20 protein-coding genes and 2 pseudogenes are annotated in these 19492 nt (G+C 55.6%); 19 read left to right on the top strand and 3 right to left on the bottom strand.

All coding sequences use genetic code 11. The features are described from left to right. The 10 genes and pseudogenes from ABF287_RS14255 to ABF287_RS14210 all read left to right on the top strand — a co-directional run. Positions 1–102 (top strand): annotated as a pseudogene (locus ABF287_RS14255) (enoyl-CoA hydratase); the annotation flags it as partial. 140 nt (positions 103–242) lie between these two features. Further along, positions 243–1277: a TRAP transporter substrate-binding protein gene (locus ABF287_RS14250; RefSeq protein ID WP_347185661.1), complete on the top strand. Its 1035-nt coding sequence runs from the start codon at positions 243–245 to the stop codon at positions 1275–1277. 125 nt (positions 1278–1402) lie between these two features. Then, positions 1403–1819, top strand: a complete 417-nt coding sequence (locus ABF287_RS14245; protein ID WP_347185660.1) for a TRAP transporter small permease — start codon at positions 1403–1405, stop codon at positions 1817–1819. Beyond that, complete coding sequence (locus ABF287_RS14240) at positions 1819–3141, top strand: TRAP transporter large permease (RefSeq protein ID WP_347185659.1); 1323 nt, start codon at positions 1819–1821, stop codon at positions 3139–3141. The genes ABF287_RS14245 and ABF287_RS14240 overlap by 1 nt, the downstream gene beginning before the upstream one ends. A 26-nt stretch (positions 3142–3167) precedes the next feature. Beyond that, positions 3168–3599 (top strand): MarR family transcriptional regulator, encoded by a 432-nt coding sequence (locus tag ABF287_RS14235; RefSeq protein WP_347185658.1) that lies wholly within the window; start codon positions 3168–3170, stop codon positions 3597–3599. Positions 3600–3622: 23 nt separating this feature from the next. Continuing rightward, the gene (locus ABF287_RS14230; RefSeq protein WP_347185657.1) at positions 3623–5437 is read left to right on the top strand and encodes a feruloyl-CoA synthase; all 1815 of its coding nucleotides are present in this window, start codon (positions 3623–3625) and stop codon (positions 5435–5437) included. An 11-nt stretch (positions 5438–5448) separates the two neighbouring features. Then, positions 5449–6324, top strand: coding sequence for an amidohydrolase family protein (locus tag ABF287_RS14225; protein WP_347185656.1), 876 nt, complete (start codon positions 5449–5451; stop codon positions 6322–6324). A gap of 94 nt (positions 6325–6418) precedes the next feature. Beyond that, positions 6419–7432 carry a tannase/feruloyl esterase family alpha/beta hydrolase gene (locus ABF287_RS14220; protein WP_347185655.1) on the top strand — a complete coding sequence of 338 codons (1014 nt, stop codon included), beginning with the start codon at positions 6419–6421 and terminating at the stop codon, positions 7430–7432. A gap of 3 nt (positions 7433–7435) precedes the next feature. Beyond that, positions 7436–8002, top strand: a complete 567-nt coding sequence (locus ABF287_RS14215; RefSeq protein WP_347185654.1) for a tannase/feruloyl esterase family alpha/beta hydrolase — start codon at positions 7436–7438, stop codon at positions 8000–8002. A gap of 78 nt (positions 8003–8080) precedes the next feature. Next, a complete protein-coding gene (locus tag ABF287_RS14210) occupies positions 8081–9646 on the top strand; it encodes an acyl-CoA dehydrogenase family protein (RefSeq protein WP_347185653.1) in 1566 nt (521 codons plus the stop codon). On the opposite strand, the gene ABF287_RS14205 is transcribed toward ABF287_RS14210, so the two are convergent. After that, entirely contained in the window at positions 9643–10509 is an 867-nt protein-coding gene (locus tag ABF287_RS14205; protein WP_347185652.1) for a helix-turn-helix domain-containing protein, read from the bottom strand. The genes ABF287_RS14210 and ABF287_RS14205 overlap by 4 nt on opposite strands. A 96-nt stretch (positions 10510–10605) precedes the next feature. On the opposite strand from ABF287_RS14205, the gene pobA reads away from it, so the two are divergent. After that, on the top strand, positions 10606–11775 hold the full coding sequence (gene pobA, locus ABF287_RS14200) for a 4-hydroxybenzoate 3-monooxygenase (protein ID WP_347185651.1): 1170 nt from the start codon (positions 10606–10608) through the stop codon (positions 11773–11775). Positions 11776–11811: 36 nt separating this feature from the next. On the opposite strand, the gene ABF287_RS14195 is transcribed toward pobA, so the two are convergent. Continuing rightward, positions 11812–12753: a LysR substrate-binding domain-containing protein gene (locus ABF287_RS14195; RefSeq protein WP_347185650.1), complete on the bottom strand. Its 942-nt coding sequence runs from the start codon at positions 12751–12753 to the stop codon at positions 11812–11814. Between the two features lie 85 nt (positions 12754–12838). Between ABF287_RS14195 and pcaD the strand changes: the two genes are divergently transcribed. The 5 genes from pcaD (at position 12839) to ABF287_RS14170 (ending at position 16469) form a co-directional block, all read left to right on the top strand. Beyond that, a complete protein-coding gene (gene pcaD, locus ABF287_RS14190; protein ID WP_347185649.1) occupies positions 12839–13621 on the top strand; it encodes a 3-oxoadipate enol-lactonase in 783 nt (260 codons plus the stop codon). Next, positions 13621–14007, top strand: coding sequence for a 4-carboxymuconolactone decarboxylase (pcaC, locus tag ABF287_RS14185; protein ID WP_347185648.1), 387 nt, complete (start codon positions 13621–13623; stop codon positions 14005–14007). Before pcaD ends, pcaC begins: the two co-directional genes overlap by 1 nt. Further along, positions 14000–14728: a protocatechuate 3,4-dioxygenase subunit beta gene (pcaH, locus tag ABF287_RS14180; protein WP_347185647.1), complete on the top strand. Its 729-nt coding sequence runs from the start codon at positions 14000–14002 to the stop codon at positions 14726–14728. Before pcaC ends, pcaH begins: the two co-directional genes overlap by 8 nt. Before the next feature lies 1 nt (position 14729). Next, complete coding sequence (gene pcaG / locus ABF287_RS14175) at positions 14730–15329, top strand: protocatechuate 3,4-dioxygenase subunit alpha (RefSeq protein ID WP_347185646.1); 600 nt, start codon at positions 14730–14732, stop codon at positions 15327–15329. Positions 15330–15398: 69 nt separating this feature from the next. After that, positions 15399–16469 (top strand): 3-carboxy-cis,cis-muconate cycloisomerase, encoded by a 1071-nt coding sequence (locus ABF287_RS14170; RefSeq protein ID WP_347185645.1) that lies wholly within the window; start codon positions 15399–15401, stop codon positions 16467–16469. Here ABF287_RS14170 and ABF287_RS14165 read toward each other — a convergent pair. Next, complete coding sequence (locus tag ABF287_RS14165; protein ID WP_347185663.1) at positions 16466–17224, bottom strand: IclR family transcriptional regulator C-terminal domain-containing protein; 759 nt, start codon at positions 17222–17224, stop codon at positions 16466–16468. The genes ABF287_RS14170 and ABF287_RS14165 overlap by 4 nt on opposite strands. A gap of 132 nt (positions 17225–17356) precedes the next feature. Here ABF287_RS14165 and ABF287_RS14160 point away from each other — a divergent pair, with 132 nt between their 5' ends. The 3 genes and pseudogenes from ABF287_RS14160 to ABF287_RS14150 all read left to right on the top strand — a co-directional run. Next, entirely contained in the window at positions 17357–18076 is a 720-nt protein-coding gene (locus tag ABF287_RS14160) for a 3-oxoacid CoA-transferase subunit A (RefSeq protein WP_347185662.1), read from the top strand. After that, entirely contained in the window at positions 18076–18750 is a 675-nt protein-coding gene (locus ABF287_RS14155; RefSeq protein ID WP_347185644.1) for a CoA transferase subunit B, read from the top strand. Before ABF287_RS14160 ends, ABF287_RS14155 begins: the two co-directional genes overlap by 1 nt. Positions 18751–18752: 2 nt before the next feature. After that, positions 18753–19492, top strand: a pseudogene (locus ABF287_RS14150) (3-oxoadipyl-CoA thiolase); the annotation flags it as partial.

The raw sequence follows: 19492 nt of genomic DNA, 5'->3' as shown, positions 1-19492 counted from the left end.
TTGTTCACGGAAAGCCTTTGTGCTGCAGTGTCGCAAACCAGTGATGACGCAGAAGAGGGGCTGAACGCCTTTTTGGAAAAACGCAAACCGGTCTTCCGGTAAGCGTCGCAAGAATACCTGTACGGTTTCGAGGAAAAGACCGTGCAAGGGAAGAGAGCCTGAGTTTTGAGCGAAAGTTAGCACTCCACGCTGTGTGATTTGAGCCAAGCCAGATGTTTAAAACTTATGGGAGGAGAGACCCAATGACTATGACTCGCCGCGCCGCAATGGCTACAATGGGGGCCGCTTTGGCCACACCAGCATTTTTGAAAAAAGCACACGCTGCTGAAGTTACTTTGAAAATGCACCACTTCATTCCACCAGTGGCTCCAATGGGCAAATTCTTTGAAACTTGGGCTGCTGAACTTGCTGAAGCGTCAGATGGCGCAATCGAAATGCAAGTGTTCCCAGCGATGCAACTTGGCGGCAAGCCAGGTCAATTGGCTGATCAAGCACGTCAAGGTATCTGTGATATCGCATGGACGTTGCCTGCCTACACACCTGGTCGTTACATGGTTGCTGAAACCATTGGTCTGCCATTCTTGGTGACAAACGCTGAAAAGACATCCGTTGTTCTGCACAAGATCATGGATGAGTTTGGTCAGGGTGAATACAAAGGCCTGAAAAACCTCGCGTACCACGTACACGATGGCGGTAAACTGCACACAACAGACGCACCGATCTTGTCAGCTGCTGACATGAAGGGCAAAAAATTGCGTGCGCCAAACCAAGGTACAGGTCAACTTTTGGCATCCTTCGGTGCTGAGACTGTGTTCTTCCCAGTGTCTGAAATGGTTGTTGGTCTGTCCAACGGTGTGATCGATGGCTGCTGTTTGCCATACGAAATCGTGCCACCTTACAAGCTTCAAGAACTTACAAAGTTCACATCTGAAGCGGCGCCTGGTGCACGTGGTATCTACACAAACCCATTCGCAATCGTCATGAACGAAAAGAAATACGAGAGCCTTTCTGACGATCTGCGCGCTGTCATCGATGCCAACTCTGGCATGGCAATGACTGAGCGTTTGGGCAAAGCGTTTGACGGTTTCGAAGCTTATGGTCGTAAAGTTGTTGAAGATAACGGCAACGAAATCAACCAGATCCCAGCAGAAGAGATCGCAAGATGGCAAGAAGCGGCGCAGCCGGTTCACGCTGACTGGATCGCGCAACTCAACGACGCTGGCCACGACGGTCAAGCTATCGTTGATCGCATCAACGAACTGCTCGACGCAGGCTAAACATGTCAGAGCAAATGCAACATGCAGCCGTACAGGAGGGGGAAACCCTCCTGTACCGCGGACTTCGTATTGTCTGCACGTTTAGTGCAGGCCTCGGGGGCTTAACCATTTTCTTGGCGTCCATTGTGGTCGCTTATTCAGTGATGATGAGAAACCTTGGATTGGGTGGCGTTCGGGGTGATTTCGAACTCGTGGAACTGGTATGTGTGACCTGCGCCTCGCTCTTTTTGCCTTTGTGTCAGTTGAACAAAGGCCATGTCATGGTTGATTTGTTCACGCTGCGTTTGCCGCAGCGTGAGCAAAGACGCATCGATGGGATTTGGACGCTTTGCTTTGCAGCCGTCTGGGCCCTGTTGTGCTGGCGCCTAACCCACGGGTTGAGCGAAATGCACGAATACGGTGACAAGACGATGCTGTTGAAAGCATCGATCTGGTGGGCCTTCGTACCAGCCGTCTTCGGCACAGGACTTTCCGCAATAGTCGCGTTGATCACCGGATTGCCGATGGTCAGCTCAGCGTTCCGCGCATTGGAGGCCAGATAATGGATCCGTTTACAATCGCCAGCTCGATGGTGATCATTCTTTTGCTGCTTATCTTTGTGCGTATGCCGATTGCGCTGGGCATGGGATTGGTTGGCGCTGTTGGGTATTCTTTGTTGGCCAGCCCAATGGCCCTGTTTGCCTATTTCAACACCTCTTGGGTCGACAAATTCATGTCTTATGAATTTGCCATCGTGCCATTGTTTATCTTGATGGGCCATGTGGCGACGCGCTCAGGCATTTCGTCGGCGCTGTTTTCAACATCGAACGTCTGGATCGGTCACTTGCGTGGCGGATTGGCCATGGCCTCTGTTGCGGGCTGTGCGATGTTTGGCTCTATCTCAGGGTCGTCATTGGCGACGGCTTCAACAATGGCGCGGGTGGCTTTGCCTGAAATGCGCAAGGCTGGATACTCTGGTGCGATCTCTGCGGGCTCTTTGGCTGCGGGTGGTACGCTTGGCATCTTGATCCCACCGTCTATCGTGTTGATTATCTATGCTCTTTTGACCGAACAGAACATCGTGAAGCTGTTCTTGGCAGCGACCATTCCGGGCATTTTGGCTGTGATTGGCTTCTTCATTGCGATCGCTATTTACGTGCGCTTGTTCCCGAATGAAGCCCCAACACAACCCAAAGCACCTTTGTCTGTGCGCCTGAAGTCTTTGGGACAAATCTGGCACATCACCTTGATCTTTGTGGTGGTGCTTGGCGGTATCTACGGTGGTTTCTTTACACCTGCTGAAGGCGCGTCCGTTGGTGTGGTGATCACGCTTCTGGTTGGGTTTGGCACACGCAAATTGAATTTCCGTGGCTTGATCGATTGTCTGATTGATACGGCCGCATCCTCTGCGATGATCTTTACCATCGTGTTCGGGGCGGACATTTTCAACGTGGCCTTGGCGCTCAGCCGTATGCCGATTGAAGTGGCGGATTTCTTTAGCGGCGTTGCCATTGCACCGATCTGGATTTTGATCGCGATGATCGTGTTCTACCTGATCATGGGCTGTGTCATGGACTCATTGTCGCTGATCTTGCTGACAGTGCCGGTGTTCTTCCCAACCGTTATGGCGCTTGATTTTGGCCTTATGCCTGAACAGCAAGCCATGTGGTTTGGCATCATCACGCTCGTGGTGGTGGAGATGGGGTTAATAACGCCACCGGTGGGGATGAATTTATTCGTGATCTCATCGATGGCGAAAGACATCCCGACCAGCCAGATTTTCCGCGGTGCGACACCCTTTATCATCGCTGAATTCTGCCGGATCGCGATCTTGGTCAGCTTCCCAGTGCTCAGTTTCTGGCTGGTGGATTTGGTCGCAAATTAGACGTAACGCACAAGGGAGGACACGTGATGCCAGACAAGAAAAGCGACGAAGAACTGCGGACTTTAGTCGGGTATATTCTGAAGCGTGTTCATCTCTTGGTGCGGGAAGATTTGATAAAAACACTGGAGCCTTTGGGGCTTCGGACAATGACATTCTCGGCGCTCAGTGTGATCGCCGAGAATCCCAACCTGACGCAATCACAGCTTGCCCAAACCCTGCGGATCGAACGGTCTGGCGTGGTGGTTTTGGTTGATGTTCTGGAAAAGAAGGATCTCATCTCGCGCAATCGCGTGGAAGGAGATCGCCGATCCTACGCACTGCACACAACGCCCGAGGGCGAAGCGCTTTTGCACAAGACCATTCGACTGGTGCACGCGCATGAAAACCGAATGTTCTCAGACCTTTCCATGGACGAACGCGACACGCTGCGCGGCCTTTTGGACCGGATCAAAACATAAAACCGTAACGCTAAAGGTGCGATATGATTGATAAAGCAACTGGCCTCAACTTGGTGCCACATGCCGTTGATGCTGTCCGAACCTCAGATGAAATCCTATTGAAAAGCCAATACGCGGTGGACCCGATCGTCGAGAATACTGGCGTTTGGTTGCACAAATGGGGGGCTGAAGCCCCTGACCGTGTGTTTTTGGCAGAGCGTGACGGCGACGGCTGGCGCGAGCTGACCTATGCGCAGGTTCTGAAATCTGTGCGCGGCATCGCTTCTAGCTTGGCGGCGCGTGGCATGAATGAAACAACGCCTATCGTGATCATGTCCGGCAACTCCGTCGATCACGCTTTGCTGTCCTTGGGCGCGCAATATGCAGGCGTTCCGACATCGCCTTTGGCCGAGCAGTATTCATTGATCACCGAGGCCCACGGGCGTCTGATTTATGTGCTCGACAAGATCAAACCTGCGATGGCCTTTGTGGATGATGCGGCGCGCTATAGTGCTGCGGTGGCCTTGTCTAAATTGGACGACATGGAAGTGGTCGCCTCCAAAACCGAAGGGTCGCCCCGCGCTGTGACGGCGTTTGCCGATTTGGTTGCAGGCGACGACAGTGTTGATATCGATGCCGTCCACGCCAAAGTGACCCCTGATACCTTGGCGAAAATTCTATTCACCTCTGGGTCGTCTTCTGATCCCAAGGGTGTTTTGACGACGCAACGTATGATGTGTGCCAATCAGGCGCAAATGGCCGCTGTGTTGCCGTTCTTGAAAGAGCGTCCACCGGTGATCAACGATTGGTTGCCGTGGAACCACGTGTTCGGTGGATCGCACAACGTCAACATGATGTTGGCCAATGGCGGTACGTTGAACATTGATGACGGCAAGCCCACCAAACGCGGCTTTGCGCGCACCGTGGAAAACATCATCGCACGCCCCGGCACCTTGGCGTTCAACGTGCCTGTAGGCTTTGCCATGCTGGCTGCTGAGATGAAAACCAATCCCGAGTTGCGCAAGGCTTATGTCGGCAATCTCGATATGTTGTTTTACGCTGGCGCATCGCTGCCGCAAGACGTGTGGAGCGCCTTGGAAGACGCCGCTATGGCTGAACGCGGGCGGTTGCCGTTGATGATTTCCTCATGGGGGATGACCGAAACTGCGCCTGCGACTGTGATGTTGCACGAACCGATTGGTCGCTCTGGCGTCATCGGTGTGCCGCTTCCGGGCACCGAAGTGAAGCTGTTGCCGGATGACGAAATGCGCTGCGAATTGCGCGTCAAAGGTCCGAACATCATGAAGGGCTATTACGGCGACGCGGCCAAAACCGCCGAAGCCTTTGATGAAGACGGGTTCTTGATCACGGGTGATGCGGTGAAATTTGTCGACAACGCTGATTTTGACCGTGGTTTGGTGTTTGATGGTCGTGTTTCTGAAGACTTCAAGCTTTTGACAGGCACTTGGGTTCAAGCAGGCAAGTTGCGCATGGATGCGCTCGATGCGTTGCAAGGGCTTGTGCAAGATGTGGTGATTTCTGGCCATGATCGCGATCAAGTCGGCCTGCTGATTTTCCCGCGCCCTGATCATGTGCACGGCGACAACACCTCTGACGGCGCTGTGATTGACGATGCTTTGCACGCGCAAATCGAAGAGCGTCTGCGTGATCTCGCCAGCAAAACCTCAGGCTCCGCCAAGCGCATTTCGCGCGCTTTGATCCTGTCAGAAGCCCCGTCGCTGAAAGATCACGAGATCACCGACAAAGGTTCGCTCAATGTGCGCAAGATCATCACGCGCCGCGCTGATTTGATTGAGCGCCTGTATGACAATGAAGATCCCGCGTTGATCCGCGTTTAAGGACTAGAAAAATGGTAGATTTCTCAAAAGTACGCGCCATCGATTTTCACACCCACGCCGAAGAGGCCTGCGGGTGCCACGATGATGATGGTTATGACGAGTTGCAAAGCACGATGGCCAAATACTTTGGCGCGCCTTGGGCACACCCACCCACCATCGACGAAACAGCGGCACACTACCGCAAAATGAACATCGCTGCGGTGATCTTCCCCGTCGATTCCGAGCGCGAAACGGGTTACCGCCGCTACGACAACTACGAAGTTGCGGACGCCTGCGCCAAGAACGACGACATCTTGATCCCCTTTGCCTCAATCGATCCGCACAAGGGCAAACTTGGCGCCCGTGAAGCGCGCGATCTGGTGGAAAACCACGGCGTTCAGGGCTTCAAATTCCACCCGACCATGCAAGGGTTCTACCCGAATGATCGCTTGGCTTATGATCTGTACGAAGCCATCGCGGAAACCGGCAAACCTGCCTTGTTCCACACCGGTCAAACGGGTGTTGGATCGGGGATGCCGGGCGGCAACGGCATGCGTCTGAAATACTCTAACCCCATGTATATCGACGATATTTGTGTCGATTTTCCGGATATGCCCATCGTGCTCGCGCACCCGTCCTTCCCATGGCAGGAAGAGGCTTTGTCAGTCGCGACCCACAAGCCGAATGTTTACATCGATCTGTCAGGTTGGTCGCCGAAATACTTCCCGCCTATCTTGGTGCGCTATGCCAACACGCTGTTGAAAAAGAAAATGCTGTTCGGTTCTGACTGGCCGATGATTGCGCCTGAAAAATGGCTGAATGCTTTCGACAAGGCCGAGTTCCGCGACGAAGTGCGTCCGCTGATCTTGAAAGAAAACGCGATGCGTTTGCTCGGCGTATCCGAGTAACGCGCTCGCGAAATGTCGGCCCAATTGCCTTTGAGGAGGGGGGATTGGGCCGGTTTAGAAGGGCGCCTCTGGGCGCAGTTTTAGGGAGACAATTATGAACAAAATGACATTTTTACTCAGCGGCTCGCTGATTGCAGTGACCGCCGCGGCCTCGGCTCAGATGAGTTGTGGGGATTTGACCCCAGCAAGTCTTGGGCTGCAAGGCGTCACATTTGACGAGGTTATTGCCGTGCCCGCAGGCGAAGAAAGCCCTGCCGCACAGTGCCGCATTCGCGCGACCACGGCCGAACGCGTCGGCACCGATGGGCAAGACTATGCACTGAAATTCGAACTGGCGTTGCCTGACAATTGGAACGGCGATTACGTCCACCAGTTCAATGGCGGCAATGATGGCGAAGTGAAACCCGCAAAGGGCAGCTTGCCATCGGGCACAGGTGGTCTGTCAGCACTTGAACGCGGCTATGCTGTTGTGTCGTCAGACGCAGGTCACAACGGCAAAGCCAACCGCGACAAAGGGTTGGCGGCTGGTGCTGTTTTTGGACACGATTTCGAGGCGCGCCAAATGTATGGCTACAAAGCCGTGGCCGTGCTTGATCCGCTCGCACGCGACATTGTCGAAGGCTTCTATGGCGCAGATATTGATCACGCATATGGCGTGGGCTGTTCAAATGGCGGTCGTCACGCGATGGTTGCCGCCGCGCGTATGCCAGACGCCTTTGACGGTCTTTTGGCAGGCGCCCCTGGCTTCCAATTGCCGAAAGCCGCTTTGCAACACGCCCTTGATGTGCAGCAATTCACGTCTTTGACCGGCGATTTGGCGACAGCTTTTTCCCGCGAAGACTTGGGCCTTGTGTCCAGCAAAATCACTGAAGCCTGTGATGGTCTTGATGGGTTGGAAGACGGCTATGTGGCCGATTCAGCATCTTGTCAGGCGACGTTTGATATCACTGCACTCACCTGTACAGCTGGGCAAAACTCGGCCTGTTTGTCGGCGGATCAAGTCAATGTTCTGCAAACCATTTCCGCGGGCACAGACGCCGACGGAGCGCCGTACTACAGCGATTGGGCGTGGGACACTGCAATCGGATCCGGCGGCTGGCGGTTCTAGAAATTGGAAAGCCCAATTCCACCGTGGGGCAAAAAGCCGATCATCGCCGTGATGGGGTCGTCCTCATTGGCGCAAGTGTTCACAACGCCGCCAATCGAAGTGGCAGGAGACCCAGACAGTCTTGTTGACTTCCTCAAAGGGTTCGATTTGCAAGCGCGTGCGCAAGAGATCTATGCCACAACAGCCGAGTACCCTGAATCAGCAATGGAGGTCATGACACCCCCCGGTTCGGATGATCCCAAGTTGGCGGAATTCAAAGCCGCAGGCGGCAAATTCATCGTGTTCCACGGTGTGGGCGATCCGGTGTTTTCCGCAAATGCGACCGCGAATTGGTATGACGCTCTGAATGCGAACAATGGCGGCGATGCCGGCGATTTCGTGCGCTACTACCCTGTCAGCGGCATGGCGCATTGTTCTGGCGGAGCAACGCTTGACCAATACGACTTGTTCGAAAAAGACGAAGCGCCTGAGGCGCTGAAAACCGCATCTCGCTTGCTGTGTCCTGCCCCCAAAGTGGCGCGCTACACAGGCGGCGATGCGGCGTCATCTGACAGCTTCACCTGTCAATAAATCATCTTCGGGCGGCGGCGGTGTTCCCGCTGCCGCCCGATCAAAACACTGTTTCATCTTGCTTTAGAAAGCCCAGCCATGATCCCGTTCAAATCCCCCACCGCAGATATCCTATGGTCTATGACTCATGTCGCAGACGCCGCGCGTGTTGATCATTTTGACGCAGACATGACGGGCGAAATTCTAGAACATTTTTCCAGCTTTGCAGAAGGCGTCTTGGCGCCCATCGATGAGCACGGCGACGCCCAAGGGTGTCAGTTGACGGATGGCAAAGTCACCATGCCCGACGGTTACAAAGACGCCTTTGAACAGCTGTCTGAGGGCGGCTGGCAAGGCCTGACAGCCCCCGAAGACTTCGGCGGCATGGAAATGGATCATCTGACAGCAGCTGCGATTTCGGAAGTGTTTTCCGGTGCAAACCACGCGCTGCAAATGGTGTGCAATCTTGTTCCTGGTGCGATTTCAACCTTGATGCGGTTTGGCACAGATGCGCAAAAACAAGCGTGGATTCCGCGCCTTGCCTCTGGCGAGGTGCTGTCGACCATGTGTTTGACGGAATCCGGCGCAGGCTCTGATCTGTCGCGCATTCGCACCAAGGCGACCCAAGACGGGGATCTGTGGAAAATCGACGGCGAAAAGATCTTTATTTCTGGTGGTGATCAAGACATGTCGCAGGGCATTCTTCATCTCGTGTTGGCGCGCACTGGCGGTGCCGATGAAGGCGTCAAAGGCCTGTCCTTGTTCCTATGCGCCAGCGACGTAGGCGGCGCACAAAACGCAATCACCGTGACGCGGATTGAAGAAAAGCTTGGCCTGCATGCCTCGCCCACATGTCAAATGTCGTTTGATGGTGCGACGGCCGAATTGATCGGCGCGCAAGGCGATGGTCTGAAAGCCATGTTCACCATGATGAACCACGCGCGTTTGGACGTGTCCTTGCAAGGTGTGGCCCATGCGACCCGCGCACATGACATCGCGAGCGCCTATGCGGCTGAGCGCAAACAGGGGCGCAAAGCCGATCGGTCTGAGGCCGTTTTGAACGACCACGCTGACGTCAAACGCATGTTGGAAACCCAGCACAGCCTTGCGCTTGGCGCGCGGGCCATGGCGCATATCACTTTGGTCGAAATGGAACTGGGGCAGCGCCCTGAGTTGGTCGAATTCTTGACGCCGATTTGCAAAGTCTTTTGCACCGAGGCAGGTATTTCATCCGCCGATCTGGGGATGCAGGTGCTTGGCGGCTATGGCTATCTCACGGAATACCGCGTGTCGCAAACGTGGCGGGATGCGCGCATCACGTCGATCTACGAGGGCGCAAACGGCATTCATGCAGCGGCCTTGGCAACGCGCGGCTTGCGTGGCGGCGGGGCGGATGCCTTTGCCGATTTGATTGGTGAGCTAAGCGATGCGCCCGATGTGACGGCTTTGCTGGAGGCGTGGCAATCTGCGCGCGCGGATGTCCTTGCTGCGTCTGATCCAACGGAGCTTGCACATGATTTCATGGCGCTGACAGCCGAAGTTTTGTTCCGGGCTGCATGGTCGCGTATGGTGCGGGTCGCCGATCAATCTGGTGATGCTGCAGTGATCAAAACGCTGGCCAAACGCGTGGCGCGTCGTCCGATGCCCGTGGCATTGCCGCTTTAATCCGCCTGACCTGTATCGGTCAAAAAACGCGCGCGATACGCCGTTGGCGTGACGCCGCAGGCGGTGCGAAACCTGCGCGAAAAATAGGGCGGGTCAGCGTAGCCCAGCCTGTACCCGACTTCTGCAACCGACAGGCGCGTGAAGGCCAGCAATCGGCTGGCCTCTGTCATCACGGCTGTTTCGATATAGGTTGAGGCCGACATGCCCGTTGTTTCGCGGCAAATGCGGCCCAAATGTCCAGTGGTGATCGACAGCGCATCGGCGAAGTCTTTGGGACGCCAATTGTCGGCCAAATGTGCCGCGATGAATTGATCAAAACGCTCTAACATATGGTGCCCGCCCGTGATCGCGCCGCTGCTTTGTGCGCCTAGTTCTGCGATATGTCCCAAGATGGCGTGGCTCAAACCGATCAGGCGCTGGGTGCGAAAAGTGCCAGTGGTTTCAAATCCTGCACAAAGCTGCGCAAAGAGCTGCACAAGCGCGTCAGGCGGGGTGCCTGCGACGACATTTGACAAGATTTGCGTCAGCGCAGGGGGCTGCGGTGTCAGCGCGGTGATAACAGGCAATGGGAAGGACAGCACAGTCCCTTCGGTGCCGCGCTCAAACGCGAATCCATGCACGATACGTGGCGGAATATATAGTAAATCACCTGACTTTAGCACGCTGGGGTGCCCATCCACCTGTGTTTGTGCCGCCCCTTTTTCGATATGGAAAATCTGCGCCATTTGATCGTGCCTATGGGGGGATATCACCCAGTCATGCAGATGCGCCCGCGCGTGAATGCGTTCGGAATGCACAACGTCGGGAAAGCCGCTGTGTTCACCAAAGAGGGTGAAGACGGGGATGGGTGTTTGGCGTTTCATGCACGTTTAGTACCATTCATTGCGGTCTGCGTCCATTCCTTTGCGACATCTGCCCCTTTAGGGTGAGTGCCAAGCATAGCGCGAGGGAGACGCATCATGAAAACTCAAGTGGCCATTATTGGCGCAGGTCCATCCGGCCTTTTACTGTCACAACTGTTGAACAAAAGCGGCATCGACACCGTCGTTTTGGAGCGCTCCAGCCGTGAACATGTGTTGTCGCGTATTCGCGCTGGCATTTTGGAATGGGGCACAGTTGAATTGCTGCGCGAGGCTGGTGTTGGCGCGCGGATGGACGCAGAGGGCTATCCGCATGATGGCTGCTATTTGTCCAACGACGACGAAATCGTGCACATCAATTTCAAAGAGCTCACCGGCAAACAGGTGATGGTCTACGGTCAAACCGAGGTGACGGCCGATCTGTACAATGCGCAGGATGCCATGGGCACAACCATCGTGCATGGCGTGGAAGACGTGAAAATCCACGATCTGCATGAAGCTGAATCTTACGTCGAATACACTTTGGATGGCGAACGCAAACGCGTGACTTGTGCTTATGTTGCGGGCTGTGACGGTTTTCACGGCGTGTCGCGCAAAACCATTCCTGAAGATGTGCGTCAAGAGTTTGAGCGCGTCTATCCCTTTGGTTGGCTTGGCATTCTGTCTGAAACGCCGCCTTTGGCGGATGAGTTGATTTATGCCAATTCCGAACACGGCTTTGCGCTGGCCTCCATGCGCAACGAAAACCTTGTGCGCCACTATGTGCAGGTGCCGCTGACGGATAAGGTCGAAGAGTGGAGCGACGAGCGCTTTTGGACCGAGTTCAAAAAGCGTATGCCCAAAGAGATCGCTGACAAGGTGATCATGGCGCCTTCGATCGAGAAGTCCATCGCGCCTTTGCGGTCCTTCGTTTCTGAGCCTTTGAAATACGGCAATATGTTCCTTGTTGGCGATTCCGCCCACATTGTGCCGCCGACTGGGGCCAAAGGTCTGAACTTGGCCGCGTCCGATGTGTTCTACCTGAAAAACGCGTTGATCGCGGCGCTTAAAGACGGGGATCTCAGCGGGGTTGAGGGCTATTCCGAACAGGCTCTGGCACGGATTTGGAAAGCCATGCGCTTTAGCTGGCAGATGACAACAACGATGCACCAATTTGAAGGCGAAGACAGCTTCACCACCCAAATGCGCAACGCCACATTCGATCACTTGAAAACGTCTGAGACCGCGCGGCGTGATCTGGCGGAGAACTACATCGGCCTGCCGTTCTAAGCCGGTCTGGATTGAAAGCTCATCAAGCGCCCCGCATTATGTGGGGCGTTTTTGCGTGGTGGCTTTGCGATGGATGTCGCTGGCGGCCGTGACCAGACATTCCAACAACAGGCGCTGTTCTGGAGTGATCAAAGCACTCTCGCGCATCGATACCCCCACGGGTCCCCCCATCATCACGTCTTGCAACGGCAATTCGGCCAAGGCCCCTGTGGCAATATCCGTGCGCACAACACCTTGCGAAATGAACCACACCGTATCGGATTGCTGCACAACGCTGCGCCCGAAGGCCAAAGAGACGTTTTCAAATTCGGGGTCAGGATTGCTGATGCCGATGTTGTGCAAATAGGCCCGCACCATGGGCGAAATCACCGCGCCCGACGGGGGCAGCATCATTGGATAGTTTGCTAGATTTGCAGGCGACCAATCGGGGCGGTTGAGCGGATGATCGGGGCGCACCACTGGCACCACGCGTTCGGAATAGAGTTGGCGAAACGACAACCCATCCATGGTGCCGCCTTGAGCCATGCGACCGACCACCATATCCAACGTGCCTTCGCGCAATTGAGACAAAAGCAACCAATTGGGACCAGTGCTGACACGGATCAAACAATCGGGTTGCAGGGGCTGAAACGCTAGTGAGGCGAGGGGCAAAAGCTCAGTCGCGGCGGTGGGCAAGACGCCCACGGCAATTTTTGATTTCTGGCCGGGCATTTCGCGCAACAGGTCTTGCGCGCGGCCCAAATCGATCAGCGCCGCACCGGCGTATTGTTGGTACAGCTTGCCTGCGCGGGTCAAAACCAGCCTGCGACCTGTGCGATCGAACAGGGCAACGTCTAGGATTTCTTCGAGCTCCTTGATGGTCTTGGAAGCCGCGGGCTGCGACACATGCAGGGCTTCGGCCGCATTTGACAGCGATCCAAGGCGCGCCGTTTCAAGAAAGCAGCGCAGGTGGCGAAAGCGAATTTGAGCGTCGATCATATATAACCTGTGGGTTATGTCGTTTGGTCTTTATTATATTTTTATTTAGGTGAAAGCTATGCCAAAAGAGGGAAACGGAGGACTTATGCAGACGATTTCGAACAACGGCGTGATGCTACACGTGCAAGACCAAGGCCCAAAGTCAGGCCGTGTTGTGATGCTCGCCAACTCTTTGGGCACGGATGTGCGGGTCTGGGATGCGATGATTGCGCAGATGCCAGATGATCTGCGCATCGTGCGTTTTGACAAACGCGGGCATGGGCTGTCCGATTGTCCTGATGGGCCTTATGCGATTGAGGATTTGGCGGGGGATGCCTTGGCGGTGATCGACGCGCTGGGTCTTAAAGACATCACCTTTGTCGGCCTGTCTGTGGGCGGCTTGATCGGGCAAGGCGTGTTGCAAGCGCGCCCCGATGTGATCAAAGCGCTGGTGTTGATGGACACTGCCGCCAAGATCGGCACGCCAGAGTTTTGGAACGAGCGCATTGACGCCATGCGCGCCTCTGGCATTCCTGCACTTGCGAACGGTGTGATGGAACGTTGGTTTGCGCACAACTTTCGCGAAGATGACGCGCGTGTGGCGCCATGGCGCAATATGCTCAGCTATACCCCGCTTGAGGGTTATTTGGGTGTGTGCTCTGCCATCGCGAGTGCGGATTTCACCGAGTTTGCCGCAACGACGCAAGTGCCTGTGTTGGCCATGGTCGGTGATGAAGACGGTGCCACGCCGCCAGACTTGGTTGAAAACACAGCCAAACTTTACGGCGCTGCCTTTGAGGTGATCGCACAGGCAGGCCATCTGCCTTGTGTTGAGCACCCCAAACTGACAGCCCAACTGATTTTAGACTTTATGAAAAGGACCGCCTGATGAAGACGCGTTTTGACCAAGGGATGAAAACCCGCCGCGAGGTTTTGGGCGATGCCCATGTGGACCGTGCCGAGGCCAATAAATCCGAGCTGGATTTGGGGTTTCAGACCCTGATCACCGAAAGCGCTTGGGGCAATGTGTGGTCGTCGGATGCGATTTCGCGCCGCGAACGCTCCATGTTGACGCTGGCCTTGCTGGCCGCGACCGGTAATTTCGAAGAAATCCCCATGCATGTGCGTGCCACTGCAAACACTGGGGCAAGCAAAAGTGATGTGATGGAAGCCTTCCAACATGTTGCAATTTACGCAGGGGTTCCAAAAGCGAACCATGCGATCAAATTGGCGAAAGCCACCTACGCTGAAATGGAGGAGACATCCGATGAGTGATTCAGGAGTACTGATCCCGCGCAATCGCAACATTCACCCCGTGCCGTACGATCCGGACTACAAGACATCTGTGCCGCGCTCGCCGAGATGGGCGCTGCTGTCGATGGAAAGTACTGCATCCGAAGAGTTCGGACCGACATTTGGCCACAACAAATTCGGCAAATATGACAACAACTTGATCCTCAACTACACACGTGGCGAAGCGCCCGCCGTAGGTGAGCGCGTCTTGATGCACGGTCGTGTTTTGGACGAAAACAACCGCCCAGTGCGCAACACCTTGGTCGAGATTTGGCAGGCCAATGCAGGCGGTCGCTACCGTCACAAAAAAGACGGCTACCTTGCGCCGCTTGATCCAAACTTTGGTGGCTGTGGCCGCACAATGACGGATGAAAACGGCTATTACGAATTCTTGACCATCCGTCCTGGTGCGTACCCTTGGCCAAACCGTGCCAATGACTGGCGTCCAGTGCACATCCACGTGTCTGTGTTTGGTTCTGGCTTTGGTCAGCGCTTGATCACGCAGATGTATTTCGAAGGCGACCCGTTGATTGATCACTGCCCAATCGCAGCCACAATCAAAGACCGCTCGCAGCTTGATCGCCTTGTGGCGCCGCTTGATTTCTCGAAATCACGCCCGCTCGATTTCTTGGCATACAAGTTCGATATCGTGTTGCGCGGTCGTCGTCAGACCATGTTCGAAAACAAGTTGGAGGGCCTCTAAGATGGTACAATCCCTAGACGTTTTGCAAGAAACCCCGTCCCAAACGGCTGGCCCATACGTGCATATCGGGTTGATCCCGACGCATGCTGGCAACCCGAACTACTATGACGAAGAAATCGGTCTGAGCCCCATCGAAGATGGCGCCGAAGGCGAAGTCATCGAAATCACAGGCGCTGTGATTGACGGCACAGGCTGGGCGTTGCGCGACGCTTTGGTGGAAAGCTGGCAGCCAGACGCAAACGGCAAGTTCGCAGGCCAAGAGGGCGCTGACCCCAAGGTCACGGGTTACTGCCGTTTTGCAGCAGATGCAGAATCCGGCGAGTTCACTTTGCGCACCGTCAAACCGGGTCGTGTTGGGTCACGCTACGGCGTGATGCAAGCGCCGCATATTTCGCTTTGGGTTGTGGCCCGTGGCATCAACATCGGTCTGCAAACGCGGATCTATTTTGAAGATGAGGACAACGAAGGCGATCCTGTGTTGTCGCGCATCGAACAAACTCCACGCGTGCAAACGCTTTTGGCGAAAAAGACCGCTAAGGGTAAATACCGCTTTGATATCGTCTTGCAGGGCGAAAATGAGACAGTGTTTCTCGACATCTAACTGCGGATGCGATGTAATAAAAAGGGGCGGCCGTGGTCGCCCTTTTTTGCACGACTAAGGATATGTCCCATGACTTTGAGCGCTTTTGATCACCCTTGGCTTGGCGGGCTGTTTGCCGATGAGGCGATGGCTGGCATTTGGTCTGCTGACAAACAGCTCGCGCATATGCAGGCGTTCGAAGCAGCATGGAGCAGGGCTTTGGGCGCGCATGTTCTGGGCGATGAAAGCCTAGGAGAGGCGGCGGCAACTGCGATTGAAACCGTGGTGTTTGATGTCAGTGATATCCGTGCAGGGCTGGCCAAAGACGGTGTGCCGATCCCGCGTATGGTGGCGCAGATGAAAGCGGCTGCGGGCGCAACTGCGTCTGACGCAGGGGCTGTGCACAAAGGGGCGACATCGCAAGACGTGGTGGACACGGCGCTTGTGCTGACCCTGCGCGAGACATCGGAAGTTTTGGCGCTGCGTTTGGCAGAATTGAACGCGGCTTTGCAAGGGCTGCAAGACAAGTTTGGCGACCGCCCGATGATGGGGCGCACGCGGATGCAAGCGGCAACCGAAATCACCGTGGGCGATCGCGCCATGGCGTGGCGTTTGCCGATGGTGGCGCATCTGGAACGGTTGGACCAGTTGAGGTCCCGTGTTGAGGTGGTGCAAATCGGTGGCGCTTCTGGTGATCGCAAAGCCTTGGGCGCAAATGCTGATGCTGTGGTCGCCGATGTGGCCAAATCCTTGAGTTTGGCGCCCACCGACAAAGCATGGCACGCCATGCGGGACGGCGTGGTGGAATATGCCTCGTTCTTGTCGCTGGTGTCTGGGTCTTTGGGCAAAATTGGTCAGGACATGTGCCTGATGGCGCAGCAAGGCGTCGATGAATTGCGCATGTCTGGCGGTGGCGCGTCGTCGGCCATGCCACACAAACAAAACCCTGTTTTGGCTGAGCTTTTGGTCACTTTGGCCAAGTTCAATGCCACCCAAGTCAGCGGCATGCATCACGCAATGGTGCATGAACAAGAACGTTCAGGGGCGGCTTGGTCGCTCGAATGGATGATCTTGCCACAAATGGCGCAAAGCACGGCGCGCGGCCTGTCTGCTGCGATTGATTTGTGTGGTCGTATTGAGCGCATTGGCGCAGCAGTTTAAAGCACGCGGCGCAGGCCCGCTTGGACTTTCAGCAAGGCGGGCAGGTAGTCTTCAACCAAGCTTTGCGCTGTGCTTTGAGTGGCTGCCATCCCAGTGTTGAGGGCTGCCACGACCACGCCACGGGCATTGAAAACCGGCACAGCGATAGAGCGCAGCCCCATCTCGATCTCTTGATCAATCACCGCATAGCCATCGCGTTTTGCGTTCTCGACGCGCAGCATAATCTCGGTCGGGTCAGTGAGGCTCATTGCGGTGCGCGGCGAAAGGTCGGCTTTGTCAATCACAGCGCAGGCTTCGCGCAGGGGCAACTCCGCCAGCAACACCCGCCCCATCGAGGTGCAATGCGCAGGCAGGCGCGAACCGGGCATCAGGCCAATCGACATGACGCGCTGCTGGGCCGCGCGGGCCAAATAGACGATCTCACCCTCATCCAAAATCGACACAGAGCAGCTTTGCCAAATCTGTTCGGCCAGTTGATCCAACCACGGTTGCACGATCTGCGGTAAGGGCAGCGAGGCCAGCGCGCCCATGCCCAAACGCAGTGTTTTCGTCGTCAGCGTAAAGAATTTACCGTCATAATCGGCGTAGCCTTCATGGTGCAGCGTCAGCAAACAGCGGCGCGCCGTGGCACGGTCGAGCTGGCTGATCGAGGCCACCTGCGCAATCGAAAGCTTTGGCGTGTCGGCACCAAAACATTCGATAACGCGCAGGCCTTTGGCGAAAGAGGCGATGTGATCTGTGGATTTGTTCAACATGCGCACAACATTTACGGCTATTTGAACAAAGATCAACATATGAACAAAATTTCTGTTCTGCCACAGCGCCAGCCGTTACGGTCGCCGCGACAGTTCAGCCTTGCTGAGCACCCAAATTCAAAGGACATTGGCATGGATAAATCCATTTCCTCTTTGACCGAAGCGGTTGCGGGTATCCCCGACGGCGCGGTTTTGATGATCGGCGGCTTCGGCGGCTCTGGCAGCCCTATCGAGTTGATCCACACATTGATCGACCGCTTTCGCGCAACGGGCAGCCCAAAAGACGTGACCGTGATCAACAACAACGCCGGCAATGGCTATGTTGGCATCGCGGCCATGATCAAAGCGGGCATGGTCAAAAAGATGATTTGCTCCTTCCCACGCTCCTCCAACGCCGAAGCCTTCAACGAGAAATTCCTCGCGGGCGAGATCGAATTGGAACTGGTCCCACAAGGCACACTGGCAGAACGCATTCGTGCAGCTGGCGCGGGCATCCCTGCGTTTTACACGCCGACCTCGTTTGGCACGGAACTGGCCGAGGGCAAGCCGACCGAAGAATTTGACGGGCGTCACTATGTGCAAGAACGTTGGCTCAAAGCAGATTTCGCCATCGTCAAAGGCCAGCTGGGCGATAAGCACGGCAACCTGACCTACCGATTGGCAGGGCGCAATTTCAATCCGCTGATGTGTATGGCCGCAGATGTGACCATCGCGCAGGTCTCTGATCTGGTTGAGGCGGGCGGCATCGATCCTGAACAGGTCATCACCCCCGGCATTTTCGTCGACCACGTGGTCGAAGTGAAAGAGCCGCAACAAGAAGAAGTGCTCGTGCGCACTGAGGAGGTTCACTGATGACCTATACAAAACTCACCAACGCTCAAATCGCATGGCGCGCAGCGCAAGACATCGAAGACGGGGCTTATGTAAACCTTGGAATCGGCTTCCCTGAAATGGTCGCGAAATTCCAACCCGAAGGTCGCGAAGCTGTGTTTCACACAGAAAACGGCGTGCTCGGTTTTGGCCAAGCCCCGAAAGAGGGCGAGGAAGACTGGGACCTAATCAACGCCGGTAAAAAGGCGATCACGCTGAAACCTGGGGCCAGCTTTTTTCACCACGCGGACAGTTTTTCGATGGTGCGTGGCGGCCACTTGGATGTGGCTATCTTGGGCGCCTACCAGATTGCGCAAAATGGCGATTTGGCCAACTGGCGTGTGGGATCCAAAGGCGTGCCAGCTGTCGGCGGGGCGATGGATTTGGTGCATGGTGCCAAACGCGTGGCGGTGATCACCGATCACGTGACCAAAGACGGCAAGCCTAAGCTGGTCGAGGCCTGCACCTTCCCACTCACAGGGGTTGGCTGCGTCACGCGCGTTTACACATCCTTGGCGGTGATCGACATCGAAGAGGGCAAATTCGTGCTGCGTGAAAAGCTGGCAGATATGTCGTTTGACGATCTGCAAGCGCTCACAGGGGCCACGTTGCACCTTGATGGCGATGTCGCTGACCTGAATGTTCCGGAGTTATAATCATGACTGACGTCTTTATTTGCGATTACATCCGCACCCCGATTGGCCGCTATGGCGGGGGCTTGTCCTCTGTGCGCGCCGACGATTTGGGGGCGATCCCGTTGAAGGAATTGGCCAAGCGCAATCCTAATTTGGATCTGTCTGCCGTGGACGAAGTGATCTTTGGCTGCGCCAACCAAGCGGGCGAAGACAACCGCAACGTGGCGCGCATGTCTTTGTTGCTCGCGGGCTATCCTGACACGGTGCCGGGCACGACGATGAACCGTTTGTGTGGCTCTGGCATGGATGCGTTGATCACGGGCGCACGGTCAATCAAATCTGGCGAAATGGATCTGGTCATCGTGGGCGGTGTCGAAAGCATGTCGCGTGCGCCGTTTGTGATGCCTAAGGCGACCTCAGCCTTTTCACGCGCCAATGAGGTGCACGATACGACGATTGGCTGGCGCTTTGTCAACAAGCTGATGAAGGCGCAATACGGTGTGGATTCCATGCCTGAGACAGCGGAAAACGTGGCGGATGATTTCAACATCAGCCGCGAAGACCAAGACGCTATGGCGCTGGCATCACAACAAAAAGCGGCTGTGGCGATGCAAAACGGACGTCTCGCGCAAGAGATCGTGCCCGTGACTATTCCACAGCGCAAAGGCGATCCGATTGTGGTCGACGCCGACGAGCATCCGCGTGCTTCAACAACCGCTGAAGGTCTTGCCAAACTGCGTGGCTTCGTGCGCGAAGGCGGGAC

Source organism: Pacificibacter sp., assembly GCF_039769035.1.
In the GTDB taxonomy this organism is placed as follows: Bacteria; Pseudomonadota; Alphaproteobacteria; order Rhodobacterales; family Rhodobacteraceae; genus Celeribacter.
The sequence above is the reverse complement of the archived record's forward strand: the minus strand, read 5'-3'. Positions and strand labels throughout refer to the sequence as shown.

Excerpts from the sequence above, each read along its gene's own strand:
- pcaH (WP_347185647.1), top strand. The coding sequence starts at position 14,000 with ATGAGTGATTCAGGAGTACTGATCCCGCGCAATCGCAACATTCACCCC.
- ABF287_RS14195 (WP_347185650.1), bottom strand. The coding sequence starts at position 12,753 with ATGATCGACGCTCAAATTCGCTTTCGCCACCTGCGCTGCTTTCTTGAA.
- ABF287_RS14240 (WP_347185659.1), top strand. The coding sequence starts at position 1,819 with ATGGATCCGTTTACAATCGCCAGCTCGATGGTGATCATTCTTTTGCTG.
- ABF287_RS14220 (WP_347185655.1), top strand. The coding sequence starts at position 6,419 with ATGAACAAAATGACATTTTTACTCAGCGGCTCGCTGATTGCAGTGACC.
- pcaC (WP_347185648.1), top strand. The coding sequence starts at position 13,621 with ATGAAGACGCGTTTTGACCAAGGGATGAAAACCCGCCGCGAGGTTTTG.
- ABF287_RS14170 (WP_347185645.1), top strand. The coding sequence starts at position 15,399 with ATGACTTTGAGCGCTTTTGATCACCCTTGGCTTGGCGGGCTGTTTGCC.
- ABF287_RS14205 (WP_347185652.1), bottom strand. The coding sequence starts at position 10,509 with ATGAAACGCCAAACACCCATCCCCGTCTTCACCCTCTTTGGTGAACAC.
- ABF287_RS14250 (WP_347185661.1), top strand. The coding sequence starts at position 243 with ATGACTATGACTCGCCGCGCCGCAATGGCTACAATGGGGGCCGCTTTG.
- pcaD (WP_347185649.1), top strand. The coding sequence starts at position 12,839 with ATGCAGACGATTTCGAACAACGGCGTGATGCTACACGTGCAAGACCAA.
- ABF287_RS14165 (WP_347185663.1), bottom strand. The coding sequence starts at position 17,224 with ATGTTGAACAAATCCACAGATCACATCGCCTCTTTCGCCAAAGGCCTG.
- pobA (WP_347185651.1), top strand. The coding sequence starts at position 10,606 with ATGAAAACTCAAGTGGCCATTATTGGCGCAGGTCCATCCGGCCTTTTA.
- ABF287_RS14160 (WP_347185662.1), top strand. The coding sequence starts at position 17,357 with ATGGATAAATCCATTTCCTCTTTGACCGAAGCGGTTGCGGGTATCCCC.
- ABF287_RS14235 (WP_347185658.1), top strand. The coding sequence starts at position 3,168 with ATGCCAGACAAGAAAAGCGACGAAGAACTGCGGACTTTAGTCGGGTAT.
- ABF287_RS14210 (WP_347185653.1), top strand. The coding sequence starts at position 8,081 with ATGATCCCGTTCAAATCCCCCACCGCAGATATCCTATGGTCTATGACT.
- ABF287_RS14225 (WP_347185656.1), top strand. The coding sequence starts at position 5,449 with ATGGTAGATTTCTCAAAAGTACGCGCCATCGATTTTCACACCCACGCC.
- ABF287_RS14155 (WP_347185644.1), top strand. The coding sequence starts at position 18,076 with ATGACCTATACAAAACTCACCAACGCTCAAATCGCATGGCGCGCAGCG.
- ABF287_RS14230 (WP_347185657.1), top strand. The coding sequence starts at position 3,623 with ATGATTGATAAAGCAACTGGCCTCAACTTGGTGCCACATGCCGTTGAT.
- pcaG (WP_347185646.1), top strand. The coding sequence starts at position 14,730 with ATGGTACAATCCCTAGACGTTTTGCAAGAAACCCCGTCCCAAACGGCT.